Genomic DNA, 17293 nt, shown 5'->3' with positions numbered 1-17293 from the left:
CCAAGCAGACGTGCACAGAAAACAGCGATTGAACAACGAAATCTAAATCCTGTGCTTGACTTGGAAATGTCCATATAGGACATTTCTATTTGGTTATTAGGTAGGACATTTCTACTTGGGAATAACAGCTTTTTAAATTGTGTTATAATTCCATGTGTTGATACTAGTTTTATAGCCCATTCACCCTCGAATGGGCTTTTTTTATGATTGTTCACGTTCCACGATCAATAACTGAACAATGTTCCACAGTTTTATTTAATGTTGCTGAACAATCAATGGATACCAGTAAAGCCCTTTAGGTCTTCTGTTGCTTCAAATATAAAGTCTCTACGATCAAGGATTAGACAATCTTTATTGTGTCGTCTGATTGATCTTGTGGCTTTGCTAATATCATGGCAATCCCAAGATTTGGGATAATACTTTATTAAAGAACGGACAATCTTGTTTTTATATTCTGAGTTTTCTATAATCTTAATTATGTTACATAATCAAGATTGATAATAAAAATGACGCAAAATAAGCATGGTGGTGCACGCAAAGGTTCTGGCCGTCCTTTTGTCTATAACGAACCGACCAAGGTCATTCGGGTGCCAGAGTCTCGTGTATTGGAAATCAAGAAATACCTGAAAAAAAATGACACTCCAAAGTTTAACGATATTTCCTCTATTAGATTGCTTGAGACAAAAACACATTATGAGATTCCTGTTGCTTTGCAAAAAGTGGCTGCAGGCTTCCCTTCCCCTGCTCAGGACTATATCGATAAGACCCTTGATCTAAACGAGTTTCTTATTCAAAACCAACAGGCAACCTTTATCGTTGAAGTGGAATCCTTATCCATGCGTGATGCAGGGATTGATCTGAATGACAAGCTAATCGTTGACCGTAGTATTGAAGCCAAGCATGGGGATATTGTTCTGGCATTGATTGACAATGATTTTACGATTAAACGTTTGATGATTGAGGGTAATCAATGCTGGTTACAGGCGGCTAATCCTGATTTTGCTGATATCCATTTGAAAGATAATCAAACCATGCTGATTTGGGGTGTGGTTACCAGTGTGATCAAGAAGTTCAGATGAGCAGTTACGAGCGGATTTATGCCCTGATTGATATTAACAACTGCTATGTCAGTTGTGAGCGGGTATTTAATCCCAGTCTAAACAATAAACCTGTGATTGTGCTCAGCAATAACGATGGCTGTGCTGTGGCAAGAAGTAATGAAGCCAAAGCGCTGGGCATCAAAATGGGCGTTCCTCTCTTTCAAATACAAGATATTGTTCAGCAACATCAGGTCGTGGTGTTATCCAGTAACTATGCTTTATATGCTGAAATGTCCAAGCGTTTTCATTCAATTTTGGCTAGTTTTGTTGCGCCACATGAACAGGAAATCTATTCAATTGATGAGTGTTTTTTAGACCTGACCAGTTATGCACAAAATTTTGACTTAACTCAGTATGCGCATCACATGAAACAACGATTGTTGGATTGGATTGGCTTACCCGTCTCGATTGGTATCGGTCGTAGTAAAACCGAAGCCAAAATGGCCAACCATCTTGCCAAAAAAAGACAGGGTTTCAAGGGTGTGTGTAACTTACTCAATATGGATTTCCTAGATCAGGAAATGCTTTATTCAGACATTGAGGTCGGTGAAGTTTGGGGCGTTGGTCGTAAGTTAGTTAAAAAACTAAATGCCATGGGAATCTATTCGGTGCTAGATTTAGTGATGCAAGATGCTCATCGCATGGCGAGCCTTTTTTCTGTGGTAATGCAAAGAACAGTATTGGAGCTGCAAGGTGTTTCTTGTATGCAGTTAGATGATGCCCCTCCCCCCAAACAGCAAATCATAGCAAGTCGTTCATTTGGTGAAAAAGTTACCGAGCTAGATGATCTCAAAGAGGCTATGGGCAAATATGTACAGGATGCAGTCATACGTTTACGAGCAGACGCTTCCTTATGTGGATGTGTCATTGCTTTTGTGCAATCGAATCCTTTTGATTCAAAGGTTCCCTATTACAGTAAATCGTTGGCTTTTGAGTTTCCTGAACCGACGGATTGTGTTTTGGATCTGATTAAAACAGCCATGCAACTGCTGGAACACATTTATAAATCTGACGTGAAATATAAAAAGTGTGGTGTAATTCTGACGGATTTAATTGCTAAGCAGCGCTTTACTCCTGACCTGCTGACAGACCACAGCCAGCGTGAAAGTAATGAAAGCCTCATGCAGACTTTAGAAGCGGTAAAGGCGAGATATGGGAAAACTAAATTAGCTGTTGGCAGCTGCTACTTACCACAACGAAAGTGGTCAATGAACCGTACTCATTTGACCCAGAACTATTTTAGCTGGCAGGGATTATTAAAGATCGGCCATTAAATTCATTAGCCCCACCTATTTGGTTTAAGTCAGCTTAATGAAGAACTCGACACATAAGCCGACACAGGCTTGATCTTCAGTCAACCATTTAACAACGTAAGTATGTTGTTTGGGATCCATGTAACACCTATAGAGGAAAAGGTGGTTAGTAATAAAACTCTGCTCAAGCAAATTTATTGGGTTAACTGTCAGTTTTCACCATCTCATGTCCTTTATTTCTAGAACATTCTAGACTTTTCTCGACCTAGAATTTTTATTCTTTAAAGGTGTCATTCAACGCCTGTTGCACAGCATCAATACGTAACTTACAGGCTTTATAGGCAGTCATGGACTCTTCAACGATCGCCATCAGGTTATCAATATCCGGTTCTTCCTGAGATTCAAGAAATTCGGCATTTTTCTTGAGAATTTCATAACCTTTCTTGAAACTTAGTTCTTCATTGTTCATGTGCGTTTACCTGTGTCACGGTGGCATCAATGGTGCCATCCTTAAGTTCAATCTGTAATTCCTGGTCAGTAATCTGCTGGATGGAACGGATAGCTTTGCCTTGGCTACGGACAATTGCATAGCCCTTGGCCATCACATTACGAGGATTCTGTAGCAAGGTTTCCCTCATCAATGACTCCACCTGCTGTGAAGCTAGTTTAATCTGTTGTTGAGCAAGATACTGAGTATCACTTTTAAGCATATCAACGCTACGCTGGGCTTCATTGATCTGGTTCTGTGTCAGAGTTTTGATAGTTTTCAGATACTGATCACTCTGGCTCTGGTAGGTGATCAACTGGTGCTGTGACAGTAGCTTGATGGTCTGCAAAGCAGTACTAACTTCATTGACTCGCTCCACAATCAGGTTACGGATCCCTGCGATCACTTTACTCGGGGTATCAAAGGAACGGTGTGCAATTTCATCCAAAATAGTGCGGTCTTTCTCGTGGCCAATACCGACCCAGATCGGCACAGTTCTTTTACACAGCAGTGCGGCCAGATCATAATCATTCAGGTAAGCTAGGTCATTCACGGCTCCGCCTCCACGGATGATCACAATAAGGTCTGGTGCTATCGAGTAATCTTGAGCCCACTGTCTTAAGGCACTACCCAAAACCTGAATGATGCTGGCAGAAGCCGTATTACCCTGAAAAGTTGCTGAATGATAAACGAAATGACAGACACCAGCCTGAGCCAGGGCATCCGCATCTTTTTTAAAGTCACCTAACCCTGCAGCATTTTCCGGTGCAATGACCAAGACATTCTGAATATCAAAGGGTACCGGCAACTGTTTATTGTTATTGAGCAGGCCTTCCTCAGTCAGTCGCAGCAGAATCTGCTGATAGCGTTTGGCGATGTCTCCTAGAGTAAAGCTAGAGTCGATATCTTCGATATTGACCGAGAAGCCATATTGCGGATCAAATCTAGCTTTGACCTTGATCAGTACATTCAGGTCTTTCGACAGTTCAATACCACTTTCTCGTTCAAACTTTAGAATTATTTTTTGTGCCGTAAATTTCCAAATGGTGCCTTTACAACTAGCGATCACCTTATGGCTTTCTTCATCTTTCTCAGCCAACTCAAGATAATAGTGACCGCCTTTAATACTTAAATTACGGATCTCAGCCTTGACCCACACTGCCCCATCAAAAGTCAGCTGGATGACTTCCTGTACAGTGGCAAGGTATTCACTAAGGCTGAGTTGTTGACGTTCTGACATGATGTAAAGGATAGCTAAAATATAAGGAGGTAAGATTTAACCCAATATTGATCAATTCTACTGCAAATCAGATGAGTTTATTGCAATTTTGAGAAATGTATAAGTTCTTCTTAGACACCTAGAGTGATCATTGAGATTTTTAGTTTAATTATACTTTTATATTAAAATAGATATATAATCAATAAAATCATTATATTTTACTATTTTAATAAAATTATGAAGCAATACTGTACACTGCAAATCTACCAAGACTATGAATGGCATGACTGTGCTTTGGTTGAGGTTACGGATGATCAAAATGCTGGATGGCAGGCAGCTACACGTACATCATATTTGTTCGAATATGCTATTTCATATATGGATCTAAGAGATGGTCATGCGCTTGCTTATGACTTACCGGTGAACGTCCAAAATAGATTGGAATCAACTTGGCCAGCATTTCTTATGGATCTATTACCTCAAGGATACGGTCGCAAAGAATTACTAAGACAGCTTGATTTTTCTGAGAATGTTCAGGAACAAGCGGACTGGGCGCTTTTAAAAGCAGGCGCAGGAAATCCAATTGGGAATCTGCGAGTCAAAGAGGCTCATGAGTGGTTACAGAGTCATTTCCCAAAGCTGCAAAATCAGGGATTTAGCCTAAGCAAAATTATTGAACGTAAAGAGAAGTTTATTGAATCGCTCGCATCTTATGGACTTTTTATTGCCGGTTCATCTGGTATTCAGGGTGAGTGGCCAAAATTGTTGTTAACACAAGGTTATGATGATCTTTTCTATCTAGATCATACTCTTCCAGATGATCAAGTTAAGCAGCATTGGTTGGTTAAATTTAGCCGCGGCAGTGATCAAAATTTGAATAAAATCCTGATGAACGAAGCTTTGTATATGAAAGTCGCTCAGTACTTGCAACTACGTGTACACCGGGATCTTGAGCTACATGGCAAGACTTTGTTTATTCCAAGATTTGATCGCAAAGTAATTAATGGCAAAGTTGAAAGAATTGCTCAGGAAAGCCTTGCATCTCTAGGTGGGAAGGCGGGCTTTGGGGTTAGAATGACCCATAATCAAATATGTACCCTGCTTATGGAGGCTTGTACCGAACCAAAGCAGGAAGTATTTGAGTATTTGAAGCGTGATCTCGCAAATGTTGCCTTAGGCAATAAAGATAACCATACTCGCAATACAGCAATCCAACGCTTCAATAATGGTAAAATTCAGCTCACACCATTATTTGATTATGCGCCAATGTGGTTACATCCTGATGGTATTGCACGTACTACTCGTTGGGAAAGAGATGATCATGGTGGTATGCCACTTTTGAGTTCTGTGATTGAGCAGATAGCTGAAAGCACTTCGATTGATCCACAAGAAATTAAAACTTTATTAATTGAACAGTTACCAATTTATCGGGGACTGTTAGAAAAGATGCAGGCTCTTCAAGTAGCGGATGAAATTCTGGAAAATAGCCAATATCGAATAATCAATATTTGCCAGCAGTTGGAGGAGATCAGCCATGGATAAACGTTTTAAACCATTGACCCCTATTCAACAAATGGAAAAAAGACTATCTGTGCTTGAAACCATCAATAATCATCCAGACTGGTCTTTTTATCAAGTTGCTCGATTTATTCGAACAGAGCTACATTTAACACTGAATGATATGGCTAAAATTACTAAGATTGCGCCACAGACACTGCAAAAAATGGAGCAACCAGGGAGCAATCCTACTTTGAAATCCATGCAGAAATTACTCGATACTTTCGGTTTACAATTACAAATAAAAGTTAAATGATTTTTAATTCTGAGCCATCGGTTTTTCTAAAATCTTATCCGTTTAAGGATACAAAGAGGAAATAAACAGGCTCTAGGTTGTTTTATGATTATTTTTAGACAAACGACTCCAAAACCTTATGTAGCAAGGGTTTTGTCTCTACAGTAATTAATTTGTTTTTGAAAAAATGGAGTAGAGTGTTTGAAATATGAATAATCGAATTCGGTTTCTGTAAGCACAGTAATTTCATCTGCATGTGCTTTATATTCATCTATATTTTCGAGTAATTCATCCTCTGAGAATGGGAGTTTTTTTTGATTTTCAGTGTCGTTCATAGAGTCATATCCTGAGAAGTTATTTAGATCATCATAAACCAGACATTTTTAATGGTGAGAATACAGACACTTTAAATGGTTTCTAACACAAAAAAGGGAGCTTATAGCTCACTGCTGTCCCATAGTTTGATTTAAATAAAAAAACCTGAGTCTGAATCGTTAAAATATAAGTGCGAACCAACACTTTAACGACCAAGGACTCAGGTTTTGTCATATCAGAATACCGTATTTCATCAATTGATTAAACCCATACTCCGACAAGATTTTGAACGTCTTGTTCAAATACATCATGTCGGTCAGAAATTTAGAGCCGCTTCAAGATGGGATCAGTTCATTGCCATACTGATGTCTCAACTTTCCTGCAGACAAAGTCTGCGGGATATTCAATCTAATCTAGAGTGTCAACAAGAAAAGCTGAATGCTCTCGGAGCAAAGTCTATCACCCTCGCAGTACACTGGCTCGAATCAATCAGGAACAGCCTGCAGCCTTGTATGAACAGCTATTTTACACCTTGCTTAAATCTTATGAACACTCAAAAGTAGCTCATAAATTCCGCTTTAAGAATCCCTTATATTCCCTGGATGCCAGCCATATTGATCTGTCATTTTCCTTATGTGAATGGGCCAAAGTGCATGAATCCAAAGCCAGCATGAAACTTAGCGTTGGCTTAAATTACAGCAATACCATTCCTGAATTTGTGGCGCTTGGGGATGGCATTGAAAATGATATGGTACAAGGCAGAGCATTCAAATTTCCTGCTGGCAGTATTGTCGTATTTGACAAAGGATATATTGATTATCAATGGTTTGCCCAATTGACTCATCAAAAGGTCAGTTTTGTCACCCGATTGCGCCCAAAGACAGTTTATCAAGTGAAATCTAGCCGCAGCGTATTAGCATCTAAAGGTATTATTGCGGATGAATGGATTGAATTAAGTAGTGCTTATGCAAAGAAAAGAGGTGCTCCCAAATTATTAAGACGTATAGAATTTTATGATACCGATAAGAACAGGACGTTTGAGTTTCTGAGTAATAACTTTCATCTGGCAGCATTAACGATTGCTGCAATTTATAAAGACCGTTGGAAAGTGGAGCTGTTCTTTAAAGCACTTAAACAGAATTTAAAATTAAAGTCATTTCTAGGCCGAAGCCGTAATGCCATACAAACTCAAATTTGGATCGCGTTAATCGCCTATTTGCTGGTGAGTTTCGCTCAACATCTGGGGAAAGAAGGCTGGACAGTGCAGCGCTTACTCAGAATCATTCAAGTGAATTTGTTTGAAAGAAAAACGTTAAAAGCTTTATTCTCACCCGATAAAATCCCCATTAAACAAGAGGAAGCTTATTTAAGCTTCCTCTTGTGAAAAATTGTGGGACAGCAGTGGCTTATAGCTACCTTTTTTATCGTTACACATTAAATCCTATATGTTTTCCTGTTGGAAGCTCCACATCAATACGGAGCTTACCACCCATTGCCTCAACATACTTTTTCATGGTTGAAATCTTTAAATCATTACCACGATTTTCAATTGCTGAAAGTGATGGCTGTTTTATTCCCAAAGTTTCAGCAAGTTCTTTTTGGGAAATCTCTAACTCTTCTCGAATAAGATGGAGCTGAGTCTCTAACAGTAGCTCATCAGCCATTTTTTTAATACGTGCTTGGCTCTCTGGAGAGCGACTAACCAATAATTCCTGTAAGGTTTTAGCCATTAGATTGTTCTCCTAGGGTTGAGAGATGAAGTTCGTATTGCTGTTCTGCAATGTCCAGCATCTCTTTTATAGAAACGCTTTTTACCGCCTTTATCACCGATGCAAAGCACAATGGCCTGTCGTAATGGATCAAATGCAAAAAAGGCTCTAAGTGGTTTACCTCTATGCTGAACGCGTAGCTCTTTCATATTGGTAAATTTAGAGTCATACACGGTATCCACTAAAGGGCGACCTAAGCTAGGTCCCTGCTGCTGTAGAACGACCAAAGCTGCGAGGACTTTCTCTTGTGTTGATTCATCTTGCTGCTCAAGCCACTCATTAAACAGATCTGTTGTGATGACTGTCCACATATCACAACCAAAATATAGATTATAGTCTATATTTTATAGTGAACTTAGTCAGTTTTCAAATGGTAATAAAAAACCCCGACATCCTGTCGGGGTTTTTCGTGTTTGGTTGCAAGGTATAACTTCTGTCGTACCTAACCATCCTTGTGCTGATCTTTCTTATTCTTGTTGTTTGGAGCTTCCTGCTTTCCTTGACTACATCATAAGAAATAAAGCTTTGATCAGCTAGAAGCAGATTCCTTAAATTACTGTACGTCAAAGCGTACAAAAATGGCTTAAAAATAGCCCCAGAGTTATCCCCATAAATTGTGGATTTTTTTCAGGTTGAAAGCCTTATAGATTGTAGGTGATTTTCTGTTTTGAGTGTTTTTTGAGCAAAAATGTTGGCAAAAAATATCAAAACCGCTCATAAAAAAGCCGACTTGTTTCAAAATCGGCTTTTTGTGCATTTTTAGATTTTTCTGGTTTTATTAAGTATCTGATATTTATATTAATATACAAGTGTATTGCGTATAACCACCATTATGTTAAATGGACAATTAATAATTGAATATTTCACCTTTTTTTTTAATTAGTAGCTAAAATTACTTTATAATTTAAACTTATAAGGTATTTAAAGTGAAAAGTCCTCTTTCTAAAATATTTCTACTAAATATTCTCATAATGGCTGGTAGTGTTGCGTATGCCATTGAAGTTAAGCCATTCAAATTTATAAAAAATAATGAAGGTTATCCAGAAAATATTGGTTTATATAAAATAACAAATAAATACAGTGAGTTATATGTAAAACAGTATCCATTTTCTATTGAGAACAATAATAGAAATGCTGGTTTTATTAGTGAGATCGACCCACAATGTGAAATCTTAGAAAAGATATATAAGCAACAGCAGAATACTTATGTTGTAACAAGTACATGTGGCGCATGGTTTGGTATGAGTAGCCCAGAAAGCCATTATTTTATATATGAGTTTAACGATCTAGCAAAATTAATTAAATCTGAAACTATTGAATTCAAAGAGTCATTAGATATTACTATTTCAGAGCTTAATTCAGGTATAAAAATAACATCAAGCCAAAGTCCTAAAACTGGGAAAAAATATGATTATGAATACAAAAATGGGAGCTTATATGACTTCTCAACATCTATGAATAGAAATTTAGTTTCAAAAGAAAATGATAGAATCTGTAAGGGATTCTATGATCAAGTTTATACTCAATTTAAGTATTCTTATGTACCTGGTATGACTAATCTTTTTGAAATTTTACCTAGACATGCTTATTCATGGGTTCCAAACAAAATAAAATCTAGTGAAGAATTATCAGATAAATTAGCCAATGATTTAAAAGGGAAAGATCTAACACAACGTAGAAATGTTCCTTATTCAAGATTTAAACAAGACTATTGTTCTTAACTAAACTTAAGTATTCCTAAAATTAATATAATAGGTGCTATGCAAAGTCAAAATGTTAGAACCCATTCAAAATGGGAGCTATAAGCTCCCATTTTTAGTCTTTAATACGCTTTTTAGCTTCGTCATAAACTATGCTATCAGCTCGTTTCCCGACTGTGATGAGCAAGATAACTACCTGATCATCTTTAAATTGATAGACAAGTCTGACACCAGCTTTTAATAATTTAATTTTATAGCAACCTGCAAGATTGCCTCTCAGCATATTCTTTGGAATATGTGGCTGCTCTATGACTTTGGCTAGTTACTTCTTAAATTGATCTCGTATAGCAACAGGGAGTTTTTCCCATTTGTGTGTCCTTACCCATTTAACCCATTTAAAATTATTAAATTAAAAAATAAATTGAACAACAGAAATAATATAAGTATATTTCTGGAAATTAGCTTTAAAGAGACTAAGTAGGTGAAAAGACTATTAAAAATTACATTAATCAGCGTAATGGTTCTTAATGCTCAAAATATATTTGCAAAAATAATTATAGATAATGCAAATTATCAATCTAAAATTATAAAATTAAATAGTACAAAGAATCCCAAAATAACAAGAGCTTGGGTAGAAACCGAGTTTAAAGAGGAGAAGAATAGGTCAACAGTTCTATATGAGATAGATTGCGAACAAGAAAAATTCCGAAGACTAGGAGGAGTTATGTACAAAGAAGTAACAGGTGATCCAATAGCTATGGAACCTACAAAAGAAGAATATATAATTCCAAATACAAATCTAGATACGCTTAAAAGGGAGGTATGTACAGGAAAATATTAGAAAAACTTGAGAGATTTGGGGGATCAGAGAATTATTGTAGTTATCCTGATCTAAATGACAATTCAAGAGTAAAGATAGAAAAAATTTGTTATTTAATTTAGGGCGGCACTGTCACACGAGGGTGTAAATAATTCTGTGTAAATACAGTTTTATTTACAGTCTCTAAAGCTCCCTTTTTATAGGGCACTGTTGCAAATAGGCTGACATGATAAGCTAAATATCTTATTTATTTCGAGATACAGCAGATGAATCCCTTCCACGGTCGGCACTTTCAAGGTGAAATCATTCTTTGGGCTGTTCGTTGGTATTGTAAATATGGCATCAGCTATCGTGAACTTCAAGAAATGCTCGCTGAACGAGGCATAAATGTGGATCACAGTACAATTTATCGTTGGGTTCAGCGTTATGCTCCAGAAATGGAAAAACGGTTACGCTGGTATTGGCGTAACCCTACAGATTTACATTCATGGCATATGGATGAGACTTATATCAAAGTGAAGGGGCGATGGACTTACCTGTATCGTGCAGTTGATCAACGTGGTCATACGATTGACTTTTACCTTTCCGCTAGACGGAACAGTAAATCAGCCTATTGTTTTTTAGGAAAGATCTTCAATACGGTGAAAAAATGGCAAATTCCACGGGTCATCAATACAGATAAAGCAGCGACCTATGGCCATGCTTTATCACGGTTAAAGCGAGAAGGAAAATGTCCAGTAGATATTGAGCACAGGCAGATTAAGTATAAAAATAATGTCATTGAATGTGATCATGGTAAGTTAAAGCGAATCATCAGGGCCACATTAGGATTCAAATCTATGAAGACTGCTTATGCCACAATTAAAGGTATTGAAGTCATGCGTGCACTACGTAAAGGACAAGCATCGTCATTTTATTATGGTCAGCCTCAGGGTGAAGTGTGTCTAATCAACAGGGTTTTCGGTCTCTAAGCACTTTTTAAAGGGAACATCATCGACTCAAATCTCTATTTGCAACAGTGCCCTCGTAAGTTGGGCGATAATATTGAAAGTGTATTGAACAAGACTTTAACTATTCATGCCCAATCTTATATGCAACAGTTTGACGTGGCTAAACATACGGCTTATGAAGCCCTAAAGCGTGGAGTCAATGGTTTATTTGAAGCGGAATTTAATTACACCCAGTTTGTTGAGGGTAGTCAAAAAATTGAGTTTGTCCGCAGTCGCTTTGTGCAAAAGATTAGTTACGTTAATGATTTAGGATTGGTAAGATTAGTATTCGCCAATGACGTTGTACCATTAATTGTAGGATTGGAAAAAAAATTTACCAAATACGAGATAGAGCAAATTAAAGGCTTACAGAGCCGATATGCTATTCGCCTGTATGAGTTTTTGATTAAATGGCGGTCTGTGGGCAAAACCAATGAAATCTCGTTAGATGAGTTAAGAAATCATTTTGGGTTATTGAGTGATGAATATGTGCGTATGCACCATTTCAAAGCAAGAGTTTTAGATTTGGCTATTAGTCAAATTAACGAACACACGGATATTATTGCTGAATATGAGCAACACAAGCAAGGTCGCACTATTACAGGATTTACCTTTAAATTTAAACAAAGAACCAAGCCCAAAACGGTAAAAGCTGAAAAGACAGAGCGTGATCCACATACAGTAGATATGTTTATAACCATGACCGATAATCAACGCTTTGCCTTCGCTAAAAAAATATCTCAATTACATGAGGCATCGTATTTGGCACAAGGGCAAGCAGGTCGAAGTTACGATGTGTTTGCTGAACAAATTGCTGAAGCATTATTAGATAGTGAAAAGCAGAAAGTATATTTACCCTTCTTATCGAAATTAGGGTTTAAATTTTAAGATTTTTATTCGCTGTTTACAGGTTGTGGTAGAAGTAGTCCTTGATATCAAAAACAAAAATTATTTTAAGGGAATAAAGGCTTCTGACTATCACCAAATGATAAGTTATCTGAGTTCTATTCAGTGAAAAACTGCTATATTAGGGGTCAGCACAGAAAACGGAAATTATAGGGCGGTAAGTACATTTATTTACTTCTATGTAGTTGTTATTTAAGAACTTCGTTAAAAATCTTTCAATTAAATTGCATGTTGCCAATCTCTAGCAGACAGGCAAAGCATAAAAATATAAATCTTTGATTTTAATAAATTAATTAGTCGACAAAATTCCTTGTCGTACTATTTTCTCCAAATTCTGGGGTAACCCCTATCAAATCAAAAACTCGATGATATGCGTCATTTAGTTGATCAAATACCTTCTTACGGCAGTCAATCTATACCTAAAATAAACGATCCTAGTTGGGAGGGGTTATTAGATGATCGGAGAATATCTTGGAATATGAACGACATCACCATAATAGAAAGGCTAGTACTTATTTATTATACTTTTAGTATGAAGGTTCTTAGTGTTTTCAATCAAGAATTTGCAGAGAGAGGAGTTTCTTTTTCATACTCTGATTAGTATGCCTATGGCAAACCAATTTCACTGCTTCGGTACCCTAGTGAGGACTAGAACCTTAGGCTGTAGGCTAATGATATTGGTATATTGAGTTATTTAGGTAGTCGCGGTGTACTTCATGGTGTATAGAAAGTTAGTTTTTCGAGCTAATAAAGCCATTTTGACAAAATTTAAGAAGTATTTTAGAAAACTAGATAGTTACACAGAATTTAGGGTAGTCTCAAAATGAAAGTTATAACTAATGGTTCTTTAACATCTTCTAATTCCTTTGGTGAAAAATAAGATTCCATTTTATGCTTAACTCTCAACTTTTTTTCGCTAAATCATTTATTTTACGAAGGTTAGACTTTCAATATTAAACTTACAATTCTTGTAATACAGCCATTCCAATAGGCTTAAGAAGTTGAGAGTGGCATTTCTTGCATAGAATTATTTTGTATTAAATAAAATAACTAAAGGTTTGGCTCGTGAAGATCTCAATAAGAAAACTGTATGTAATTAGCTTAAGTGCATTAATTACTGTGGCTTGTTCCAGTCAAAGTGAATCAGAAGGGATGCTAATTATAAATAACAAAACCTCCGAAGATATAACTAAGGTTAATTTAACTTATAAAACCACTAATAAATCAGAAAATATAGGTAATTTATCTCCTAATCAATCATTTAAGTATCCTATAAAATATTCTGACACCGAAGACTCTATAGTAATTACATATACTGATAGTAATAATACAGTGCATAAGGATGTAGCTGTTCCTTATTTCGGTAAATATGATAAGAAAAATTATAGTTATAATATCAAGTAGTTTAAGTATTATTAATATTTAGAGTGTACGGCATTGACGGTATAGGTTAAATTGACACTACAAGACAGCACTTTAACCAATTTCAACAGCAACATCCCCAAATATATTTAATATAAATTAAGCATGAGATATAAAAATGCACGCCTTTGATATTATCATACCCCAATATACAGGTATCGCTGAAGATGATGATAGCCACGACCATGATGTATTTTGTTATTTAGGAAATTTAGAAGGCAACGGACAAATATTACCCCGTAACCATCATTTAGCTGTTAGCCAAAATGATATTACTCGCGTGACTGTGGTGTGTCCTGAAATGGATGCCCTTGACCGTAAAAATATGAACAGCTATGCCCAAGAAATGCACAATAAAATCGAACAGTTAGCAGGTAAACCCATTCAAACCTTGTATATCGGAGAAGACCATGACTATCCTCTTCCCCGTTATGCCGTACCAACGCAATCTGAATTTTACATGTTGCGTTGGGGCTGGAGTTCGCCTTTACTAGATGGAGTAACCTTACAAGGCATTCCTCTATATAAAATCCCATATACCCAACCTGATCACCCTTGTTATGATAATGTGTGGTCATGGTATCGTCAGGCTGAAGCGTTATATCGTTTGTGGCTTGGTTCTCAACCAGTAAGTGAAGCCTTTGCCTTAGAGCAAATGCAAAATCCCAATTCTGAGCATAGCAAAATAGGTCGAGAATTGTGCCGTATCATTGAACAAAGCACAGGTGTACCCACCTATTATTTTCTAATGAATTACCGTGATTGGACACAGGCAGAAGATATGGAACAAAAATGTCCACTGACAGGGCAGGATTGGCTATTGCCTGCCAATACCTATCACTATATTGATTTTAAATGCGATGAGAGTCGTTTGGTGAGTGAGTTGAGTCAAAATTGGTCGGATGAAAGCGAGGACTGACCGAATGAAAAATTATTTGTGGTAAGCTCATAAAGCCTATCAAGCATAGAGATAAAAATAACACCCAAACTATCTGTAACCAACCGTGAATCGTCTCGATATTTTCGGAGAGTGTTTTACTGGAATCAGGTACAGGACAAGTTTATTTTCAGTATACCCTAGCGGAACCACCTAAAAAGGCACTGTTGCAAATAGGCTGACATGATAAGCTAAATATCTTATTTATTTCGAGATACAGCAGATGAATCCCTTCCACGGTCGGCACTTTCAAGGTGAAATCATTCTTTGGGCTGTTCGTTGGTATTGTAAATATGGCATCAGCTATCGTGAACTTCAAGAAATGCTCGCTGAACGAGGCATAAATGTGGATCACAGTACAATTTATCGTTGGGTTCAGCGTTATGCTCCAGAAATGGAAAAACGGTTACGCTGGTATTGGCGTAACCCTACAGATTTACATTCATGGCATATGGATGAGACTTATATCAAAGTGAAGGGGCGATGGACTTACCTGTATCGTGCAGTTGATCAACGTGGTCATACGATTGACTTTTACCTTTCCGCTAGACGGAACAGTAAATCAGCCTATTGTTTTTTAGGAAAGATCTTCAATACGGTGAAAAAATGGCAAATTCCACGGGTCATCAATACAGATAAAGCAGCGACCTATGGCCATGCTTTATCACGGTTAAAGCGAGAAGGAAAATGTCCAGTAGATATTGAGCACAGGCAGATTAAGTATAAAAATAATGTCATTGAATGTGATCATGGTAAGTTAAAGCGAATCATCAGGGCCACATTAGGATTCAAATCTATGAAGACTGCTTATGCCACAATTAAAGGTATTGAAGTCATGCGTGCACTACGTAAAGGACAAGCATCGTCATTTTATTATGGTCAGCCTCAGGGTGAAGTGTGTCTAATCAACAGGGTTTTCGGTCTCTAAGCACTTTTTAAAGGGAACATCATCGACTCAAATCTCTATTTGCAACAGTGCCAAATATGGTACATTTCACGCAACTACTTTCCCAATACAAGTCTTTAAAATGAATCGTTTTATAATTTTTTTGTTTCTTACTTTTATAATTAATACAAGCTTTGCTCAAATCGTAGAAATCCCTAAATTCTCAGACTATCCCGCTCGAATTTATACAGGTCCCACTTCTGCACCAAAATTAACAACGCCATATCATAAAAATTACAAAACACGTCTAACTAACTCTTCTAAAGAAGATATTAACTTTGCTGGCGAATATGTTCTGAGTGTATGGGGATGTGGTACGAGTTGTCGTGTATATACTTTTATCAATAAAAGAACAGGTGCCATTCTTGATACACCATTTGGTGGTGAAGGCGGTGAAAATATTGTCAGCATTAGAGCAAATAGCAAGGTAATCATAACAACAGAAGAGCTCTACACAAATGACTACGATTCTCTCGGCTATATGGCATATTATTATGTATTAGAGTCAGGACGTTTTAAAAAGGTAGCCCAACTTCCAATTTCTGAAGATCTTTATCAAGAAACCCGTTATAACTACTAATATTCCAACACCTAGCTAATATTATTTTAAACTTAATCTTTAAAAGTTATAACAATAAATCAGCCCGTATTTTACAGGCTGATTTTTAGCTATTTCTTCAATAGTTTTTACCAACTTCTCAGCTCTTTCAATAAGAACCTCCTCAGCAATATAATTATTTTTACTTGAACCGTACCGGGTCAGTGTTCCACAGTTTTCATAAGATAAATAATTATAGTCGCCAATTTCAACTGAGTTCCTCTCCGGCTTTTAAATAGCGGTATACCGCTTGGCGGCTAATTCCAAATGCCTGGCCTAATGCCATTTTTGAAGGATACTGCCCTTCCTTCCATGCTTGTCGCAAAGCTTCAGCTTTATCAGGCTTCAATTTATGTACCCGGCCTTTGTACTTCCCTTGAACAGAGGCGAGTTTAATTCCTTCCTTTTGCCTTTCCAGAATGATTTCACGTTCAAATTGCGCAAAAGCACCCATCAGTTGCAGCATCAAATTATCCATCGGCGTGGATTGGGCAGTAAAAGTAATATTCTCTTTTACAAACTGGATAGCGATCCCTCTTTTGACCAGTTTATCTACTTCAGTGACCAAATCTTTTAGACTTCGTGCAAAACGATCCATGGAATGTACAATCACCCTGTCCCCTTCCCGGACATAGTTCAACATTTCTTGAAATTTCGGTCGGTCGGTATTTTTACCCGAAGCACGGTCAACAAAAATCCGGTCGACTTCAATTCCCTCAAGTTGACGCCCTGTATTTTGCTCGACCGAACTCACTCGCACATAACCTACTTTTTGGCCTTTCACTCTTTCACGCCCCAATTAGATAAAAATGAACAATTTCGTAAATTATAAATCTTAAATATCAAAGTTACATGTTATATATGGTTAAAAATCATTTAAATGTTACATAGTTTTAAGAACTTTTATATTGTTACTTTAGGGTATACTTTAAAGTTACACAAAACATCTATATGAAGACTAAAGTCCAAATTAGTGTTTATGTTGGTTCAATGTATTACATTTCGTATTTTCTATTTGTAACGTAATTTCAGTAATATTA

General features: G+C 37.0%; 18 protein-coding genes and 2 pseudogenes. 13 read left to right on the top strand and 7 right to left on the bottom strand.

Annotation, left to right across the window (positions count from 1 at the left end; genetic code table 11):
* The first annotated feature begins 506 nt into the window (after positions 1-506).
* Together FTV12_RS14955 and FTV12_RS14950 are read left to right on the top strand one after the other, a co-directional pair.
* Positions 507-1079 (top strand): LexA family transcriptional regulator, encoded by a 573-nt coding sequence (locus FTV12_RS14955; protein WP_179994476.1) that lies wholly within the window; start codon positions 507-509, stop codon positions 1077-1079.
* Positions 1076-2374, top strand: a complete 1299-nt coding sequence (locus FTV12_RS14950; RefSeq protein ID WP_179994477.1) for a Y-family DNA polymerase — start codon at positions 1076-1078, stop codon at positions 2372-2374. The genes FTV12_RS14955 and FTV12_RS14950 overlap by 4 nt, the downstream gene beginning before the upstream one ends.
* 253 nt (positions 2375-2627) lie before the next feature.
* On the opposite strand, the gene xseB is transcribed toward FTV12_RS14950, so the two are convergent.
* Both xseB and xseA read right to left on the bottom strand, forming a co-directional pair.
* The gene (gene xseB, locus FTV12_RS14945; RefSeq protein WP_001058302.1) at positions 2628-2822 is read right to left on the bottom strand and encodes an exodeoxyribonuclease VII small subunit; all 195 of its coding nucleotides are present in this window, start codon (positions 2820-2822) and stop codon (positions 2628-2630) included.
* Positions 2812-4080, bottom strand: coding sequence for an exodeoxyribonuclease VII large subunit (xseA, locus tag FTV12_RS14940; RefSeq protein WP_179994478.1), 1269 nt, complete (start codon positions 4078-4080; stop codon positions 2812-2814). The genes xseB and xseA overlap by 11 nt, the downstream gene beginning before the upstream one ends.
* 216 nt (positions 4081-4296) lie before the next feature.
* Between xseA and FTV12_RS14935 the strand changes: the two genes are divergently transcribed.
* Both FTV12_RS14935 and FTV12_RS14930 read left to right on the top strand, forming a co-directional pair.
* Positions 4297-5601 carry a type II toxin-antitoxin system HipA family toxin gene (locus FTV12_RS14935; protein ID WP_096902800.1) on the top strand — a complete coding sequence of 435 codons (1305 nt, stop codon included), beginning with the start codon at positions 4297-4299 and terminating at the stop codon, positions 5599-5601.
* Entirely contained in the window at positions 5594-5872 is a 279-nt protein-coding gene (locus FTV12_RS14930; protein WP_000361155.1) for a helix-turn-helix domain-containing protein, read from the top strand. Before FTV12_RS14935 ends, FTV12_RS14930 begins: the two co-directional genes overlap by 8 nt.
* Positions 5873-5988: 116 nt before the next feature.
* Here the strand turns inward: FTV12_RS14930 and FTV12_RS14925 are convergent, their stop codons facing one another.
* Entirely contained in the window at positions 5989-6186 is a 198-nt protein-coding gene (locus FTV12_RS14925; RefSeq protein WP_096902802.1) for a hypothetical protein, read from the bottom strand.
* Positions 6187-6393: 207 nt separating this feature from the next.
* Between FTV12_RS14925 and FTV12_RS14920 the strand changes: the two are divergent.
* Positions 6394-7550: pseudogene (locus FTV12_RS14920) on the top strand (IS4 family transposase).
* A 43-nt stretch (positions 7551-7593) separates the two neighbouring features.
* Here the strand turns inward: FTV12_RS14920 and FTV12_RS14915 are convergent.
* A complete protein-coding gene (locus FTV12_RS14915) occupies positions 7594-7896 on the bottom strand; it encodes a helix-turn-helix domain-containing protein (RefSeq protein WP_096902794.1) in 303 nt (100 codons plus the stop codon).
* Positions 7889-8246: pseudogene (locus FTV12_RS14910) on the bottom strand (type II toxin-antitoxin system RelE/ParE family toxin). Before FTV12_RS14910 ends, FTV12_RS14915 begins: the two are co-directional and overlap by 8 nt.
* A 615-nt stretch (positions 8247-8861) precedes the next feature.
* Here FTV12_RS14910 and FTV12_RS14905 point away from each other — a divergent pair.
* Positions 8862-9656: a hypothetical protein gene (locus tag FTV12_RS14905; RefSeq protein WP_031946098.1), complete on the top strand. Its 795-nt coding sequence runs from the start codon at positions 8862-8864 to the stop codon at positions 9654-9656.
* Between the two features lie 94 nt (positions 9657-9750).
* On the opposite strand, the gene FTV12_RS14900 is transcribed toward FTV12_RS14905, so the two are convergent.
* Positions 9751-9945, bottom strand: coding sequence for a type II toxin-antitoxin system RelE/ParE family toxin (locus tag FTV12_RS14900; protein WP_050595110.1), 195 nt, complete (start codon positions 9943-9945; stop codon positions 9751-9753).
* A 171-nt stretch (positions 9946-10116) separates the two neighbouring features.
* On the opposite strand from FTV12_RS14900, the gene FTV12_RS14895 reads away from it, so the two are divergent.
* The 7 genes from FTV12_RS14895 to FTV12_RS14865 all read left to right on the top strand — a co-directional run bounded on the left by FTV12_RS14895 (position 10117) and on the right by FTV12_RS14865 (position 16235).
* The gene (locus FTV12_RS14895; RefSeq protein WP_179989163.1) at positions 10117-10476 is read left to right on the top strand and encodes a surface-adhesin E family protein; all 360 of its coding nucleotides are present in this window, start codon (positions 10117-10119) and stop codon (positions 10474-10476) included.
* A gap of 245 nt (positions 10477-10721) precedes the next feature.
* Positions 10722-11426 carry an IS6-like element IS1008 family transposase gene (locus FTV12_RS14890; protein ID WP_043963410.1) on the top strand — a complete coding sequence of 235 codons (705 nt, stop codon included), beginning with the start codon at positions 10722-10724 and terminating at the stop codon, positions 11424-11426.
* A 39-nt stretch (positions 11427-11465) separates the two neighbouring features.
* A complete protein-coding gene (repM, locus tag FTV12_RS14885) occupies positions 11466-12332 on the top strand; it encodes a replication initiation protein RepM (protein WP_306669327.1) in 867 nt (288 codons plus the stop codon).
* A 1083-nt stretch (positions 12333-13415) separates the two neighbouring features.
* Entirely contained in the window at positions 13416-13754 is a 339-nt protein-coding gene (locus FTV12_RS14880) for a hypothetical protein (protein WP_114237945.1), read from the top strand.
* Between the two features lie 136 nt (positions 13755-13890).
* A complete protein-coding gene (locus FTV12_RS14875; protein WP_114237944.1) occupies positions 13891-14691 on the top strand; it encodes a DUF2310 family Zn-ribbon-containing protein in 801 nt (266 codons plus the stop codon).
* A gap of 241 nt (positions 14692-14932) precedes the next feature.
* Entirely contained in the window at positions 14933-15637 is a 705-nt protein-coding gene (locus tag FTV12_RS14870) for an IS6-like element IS1008 family transposase (RefSeq protein ID WP_043963410.1), read from the top strand.
* A gap of 100 nt (positions 15638-15737) precedes the next feature.
* Complete coding sequence (locus tag FTV12_RS14865) at positions 15738-16235, top strand: hypothetical protein (RefSeq protein ID WP_180009768.1); 498 nt, start codon at positions 15738-15740, stop codon at positions 16233-16235.
* Between the two features lie 226 nt (positions 16236-16461).
* On the opposite strand, the gene FTV12_RS14860 is transcribed toward FTV12_RS14865, so the two are convergent.
* Positions 16462-17037 carry a recombinase family protein gene (locus FTV12_RS14860; RefSeq protein WP_075316580.1) on the bottom strand — a complete coding sequence of 192 codons (576 nt, stop codon included), beginning with the start codon at positions 17035-17037 and terminating at the stop codon, positions 16462-16464.
* Positions 17038-17293 lie beyond the last annotated feature (256 nt).

It is taken from the genome of Acinetobacter sp. YH12233, assembly GCF_013417725.1.
Lineage (GTDB): Bacteria > Pseudomonadota > Gammaproteobacteria > Pseudomonadales > Moraxellaceae > Acinetobacter.
The sequence above is the reverse complement of the archived record's forward strand: the minus strand, read 5'-3'. Positions and strand labels throughout refer to the sequence as shown.